This window comes from bacterium (assembly GCA_026398675.1).
Lineage (GTDB): Bacteria > RBG-13-66-14 > RBG-13-66-14 > RBG-13-66-14 > RBG-13-66-14 > RBG-13-66-14.
In genome coordinates this window covers 1-4,430 of record JAPLSK010000400.1, presented here as the reverse complement: position 1 = coordinate 4,430, position 4,430 = coordinate 1, and the positions used below count along the sequence as shown (strand labels likewise).

Here is a 4,430-nt window from a genome sequence, read left to right as displayed (position 1 = left end):
ACGGACCCCCGCCGGGGCTTTTTTCCCCCGAGGTGATCCAGCTCCACCGCTTACCCTGGACGTAGTATCCGCCCGCGGAGTCCCACCGCATAACCTCTCCCCGTTCCCCGGACGGCCCCCCTTGCGTGTGGCCGGTCAGCTCGAGCTCCAGGTCGGCGCCGTAGCGCCGGTGAAACATCCCGGAGTCGTCAACGACTCCGATGACGTTCTGGTTCGTCTCGGGATCCAACGCCAGGCCCAGGTCCAGGGCGTGGCCCGAGACCGCGGTCAGGATTAGAATGTAGACGGGGAGTCGTTTCATTCCTAAACCGCCGTTCGGGGGTTAGCCCGTCTTATACCGGTAATCGGGCAGGAGCATGGGGCTCTGGCGGTCGGTCTCGATACCGGCTTCCTTCAGCTCCCGCTCGTACTCCTCGACGTGCTTGAGTGAGAGCTCGCCGACGCGGGCCCCGCGGGCGTATTTGGCCGCGGAAACCCCCGCGCGGCGCCCGAAGACGGTGATGTCCAAGAGGCTGTTGCCCATCAGCCGGTTGCGGCCGTGGATCCCCCCTGCGACCTCGCCGGCGGCGAAGAGGCCCGGGATCTCCGTCGAGGTGTCGGGCTTGATAGCCAGGCCGCCGTTCTGGTAGTGCAGCGTCGGGTAGACCAGCATCGGTTCCTTGGAGATGTCTATCCCGTGCCGCATGAACTGTTTGTACTTGGCCGGGAGCTCGCGCTGTACGGTGCCCGGCCCCTGGATGATGTCTATCATGGGCGAGTCGAGCCAGACGCCCTGGCGGCCGGTGGGGGTCAGGATGCCCTTGCCGCGCTCCAGGCACTCGCGCATGAGGGCGGAGGACTCCACATCGCGGGGCTCCTTGGGGAAGACGAAGTCCTCGCCGTCCCGGTTGACCGGCTCGGCGCCCAGGCCGCGGACCTTCTCTGTAATCAGGAGCCCTACGTTCTGCTCGGGGTAAATTACACCGGTTGGGTGGTACTGGATGGAGTCCATGAAGCGCAGCTTCACCCCAACCCGGTAGCCGAGGATGAGCCCGTCGGCGGTGGCGCCGTAGTGATTGGTGGTGGGGAAGCCCTGGATGTGCAGACGGCCGATGCCGCCGGTGGCGATGACCGTGGACTTGGCCCGGGCGATTTTGAAGTCGCCGGTCTCCATGTTCTTCAACACGGCGCCGCCGCAGTGTCCCGCGTCGTCCATCAGGAGCTCCACGACGGGGGAGAACTCCACGACCTCGATCTGCGGGCGGTTGCGTATCTCGTCGCGGAGCACGCGCATGATCTCGGCGCCGGTCATGTCGCCGGACGAGTGCATGCGCTTGCGGCTGGTGCCGCCGCCGTGGAGGGTTTGCATGACGCCCTCGGCGTTTTTCCCGAACATGACGCCCAACCGCTCGAGCCACTCGATGACCAGGGGCGCGTCGTTGGTGAGCGCGGCGACCAGCTCCCGGTCGTTGGAGAAGTGGCCCCCGCCGATGACGTCGAGGAAGTGGAAGACCGGGCTGTCCTGGGGCTTGTCCGCCGCCTGGATGCCGCCCTCGGCCATGACCGTGTTGGAGTCGCCGTGGCGGAGCTTGGTCACCAACAGGACCCTGGCCCCTTCCTCCTGGGCCATGAGCGCGGCCGAAGCCCCCGCCCCCCCGGCTCCGATGACCAGCACGTCGGTGTCGTAGTCCGCTTCCCCGAGCTCGATCGGGCTCCCGGCCAGGAGGGAGTGGGCTTCGATAAGATCGGCGAACTCGTCGGGCACCCGCTCACCCTTGTTCGGACCCATGGCCAAAGGGCGCATCCCCGTGTCCTTGTAGTCCGGGTGGAATTTCTTCAGGACGCGTTCCCGCTCCGCCATCGTCATCGGCTTGAAGTAACCGATGCCGTCGAGCTTCTCCAGCTCCTGGGCGTCAGCGGTGTTGATGTTGGTTTTACCCGGCTCGTCGGTGAGGGACACCTGGCCCTTGACCGCCTCGAATATCTCGGGGTCTATGCCGTGCACGCGCGTCAGGTCGCGGATGTCTCGGAAGGGGCCCTTGTCCTCGCGGTAGGCTACGATGCGCTTGGGGGCCAGGCGCCGGGCGATGCGCCGTTCCCGGGTGGCGGCTACCTTCTCCGCCAGTTCCTTAAGTTCGGGGGTGTAACCCATCGAATACTCCTCTGGGAATCGCTTCAATCGGGGCCGCCCACGGACGGGATGACCCCGAGCCATCTTTTGAAAGGGTCAATCGGGTTCGCGGTCGGCCTGGGTCTCCTTGTAGCCACAGCCCGCACATCAGGCACTCGAAGGAGAGCTCGGCCACCCGCTCCAGGTCGCCCTTCATCGCCGCCGACATGTACTCCATCGTCTCCAGATCCTGGGGGCAGACCTTCGAGCAGGCGTTGCACCCCATGCAGCGCAGAAGTTCTGGATAGTGCTCGATGAGGGCATCCGCGGTGGGCTCCAGCTTCTCGATGTCGTAGGTCGCCTTGTTGGCCGGGTAGAAAGGGATCTGGGCCAGGTACATCTCGGGCTCGACCACGGTCTGGCAGGCGAGGCCGCTCTTGAGCTTGTAGTCGCCGGCGGTGCGGTAAACCGTCCCGCAGGCGCCGCAGATGCCCCCGCGGCAGCCACAGCCCCGGATGAACTGGTAGCCGGAATACTCGATCGCCTTGAGGATGGTCAGCGTCTCGGGCACCTGGTACTTCTTGCCCATGATGTAGATGTTTAACATCCTCGCTTTGCCCTCGTCGCCCATGTCTCGTGCTCCAGGTTTAATTTGCGGTTGATACGAATACGGTCCCGTCTCGGGAAACCCCGGACTACCAGGCGATGAGGATGCCCAGAAGGATGCCGAACAAGAGCCCGATGATCGCGGCGAAGTACCGGTCGAGCTGGTTGAGTATCTTGCTCTTGTGCAGGGTTTCCACCACCCGTTTGTCCACGATGTACTGCTTGATGTCCAGGTCGGTTTGGGGGCAGGCCAGGGCGCAGGAGTAACACTGCTCGCAGTCCTCGCCGACGATGGACTCCAGGGCCATGGAGGTCCGCTGAGCCGTCCGCTTCAGCCTCTCCGGCTCGCGCCGCAGCACGGGGCAGGAGTCCACGCAGTTGCCGCAGGCGATGCACCCCTTGTCCGAGGCGAGGTCCCGCCCCTCGGAGTGGAGGCGGTTGTAAAGTTCCATGCCGGTGGACAGGAGCCGGGTCCGCGCCACCGGGGGCTCCTTCATGTCGAAGATGCGGTCCAGGGTCCGCTGGATTTTCTTCAGGTCGCGCTCTATGATGGCTGGCATGTTCGTTGACCGCTCGAATACGCCCCGCGGGGCGTGTGATTTTATGGCGCCGGGGCCGCGGCGAGGTTCGTCGCCGGTTTGCCCGGGCAGTCGTTGGTCGCGGCGGCGACGGCCCGGTTATAGGCCTCCAGTTCCGCGTCCTCGGCGTAACCGGAGTAGGTGCCGCTTAAAAACGTTCAACTCCCGTCGTGCTGCTCGACCGCCCGGCGCTTTAAAGCTCGAAGAGGCTCCGCTTTGCGGCGATGGCCTTCCCCGCCGTGGAGACGGCGCTGATGCCGTTGGGGCAGCGCGCGGCGCAGCGTGCGCAGCCCACGCAGTACTTGGCGAGCTCCTCCACCCGGGCGTAGTTCCCCAGCCGCGTCTCCAGCACCATCGTCATAGGCAGCGGCACGTCGTCCTCCACCCGCCCCACGGGACATACGCCGACGCAGGCTTGGCAGTTGTAGCAGTTCAGGCTCTCGCCGGTGTTGCGGACCATCACGCCGGAAAGCATGAAGTCCAATAAGAAGATGATGCCGAAGATGATGCAAAGCTGGAAGAGGGTCTCCCGGGAGGGCTCGGCCACGGTGAGCCACTGCAGCGCCAGGATGGGCCAGGGCTGCTTGCCGGCGCCTCCGGCCTCGGCGAGCGCCTCCCGGCTGGCCTGGATGATCCCGTCGGTGGTGAAGGTGGCGCCGGAAATCGCGTCCACCTCGAGGCTCCTCGACGAGGCGATGGCGGCGGGAATCTCGGCCAGGGCCCGGTCCACCACGGGCCGGCCCCCGCTCTCCGACTGAGCGGTGACGGTAAGTTTTAAAGAGCCGTCCTCCCCCACCACCGCCGTGACCTCGAGGGGCAGGGCGGTGTTCTTTCCGATACCGTGACCGGTGTAGGTGCCGGGCTGAAGGGCGTCGAAATCAATCCGCTTGGCGGCCTCGAGGAAGTAGCCCATGCCCATCACGAGTGTCGGAACTCCCAGAATCAGAAGCACCAGGACGAGGCGGTTCCTCTTCGCCCAACGGGAGGCCGGCCCGACGATGAGGAAGCACACTCCGAGAATCAAGAGCAGGATCAGGCGGGAGGCGGGGAACAAGACCGCGATGAAAAAGGTGGCGATGGCGATGCGCCAGGGGCGGCTCGGCATGAGCTTCGCCATCAGCGCCTTCCCCCTCGCGGGCGGCGCGCCGGCCGTGGTC

The 4,430-nt window shown here is 65.6% G+C and carries 5 protein-coding genes; all 5 read right to left on the bottom strand.

Annotated elements, in window-relative coordinates:
• Positions 1 to 301, bottom strand: a 301-nt coding sequence (locus NTW26_11835) for a hypothetical protein (GenBank protein MCX7022937.1), incomplete at its 3' end; no start/stop codon positions are given.
• A gap of 21 nt (positions 302 to 322) precedes the next feature.
• Positions 323 to 2,131: an FAD-binding protein gene (locus NTW26_11830; protein ID MCX7022936.1), complete on the bottom strand. Its 1,809-nt coding sequence runs from the start codon at positions 2,129 to 2,131 to the stop codon at positions 323 to 325.
• Positions 2,109 to 2,720 carry a 4Fe-4S dicluster domain-containing protein gene (locus tag NTW26_11825; protein ID MCX7022935.1) on the bottom strand — a complete coding sequence of 204 codons (612 nt, stop codon included), beginning with the start codon at positions 2,718 to 2,720 and terminating at the stop codon, positions 2,109 to 2,111. Before NTW26_11825 ends, NTW26_11830 begins: the two co-directional genes overlap by 23 nt.
• 64 nt (positions 2,721 to 2,784) lie before the next feature.
• Positions 2,785 to 3,255 (bottom strand): 4Fe-4S dicluster domain-containing protein, encoded by a 471-nt coding sequence (locus NTW26_11820; GenBank protein ID MCX7022934.1) that lies wholly within the window; start codon positions 3,253 to 3,255, stop codon positions 2,785 to 2,787.
• Between the two features lie 211 nt (positions 3,256 to 3,466).
• The coding region (locus NTW26_11815; protein ID MCX7022933.1) for a 4Fe-4S dicluster domain-containing protein at positions 3,467 to 4,430 on the bottom strand (964 nt) is incomplete at its 5' end.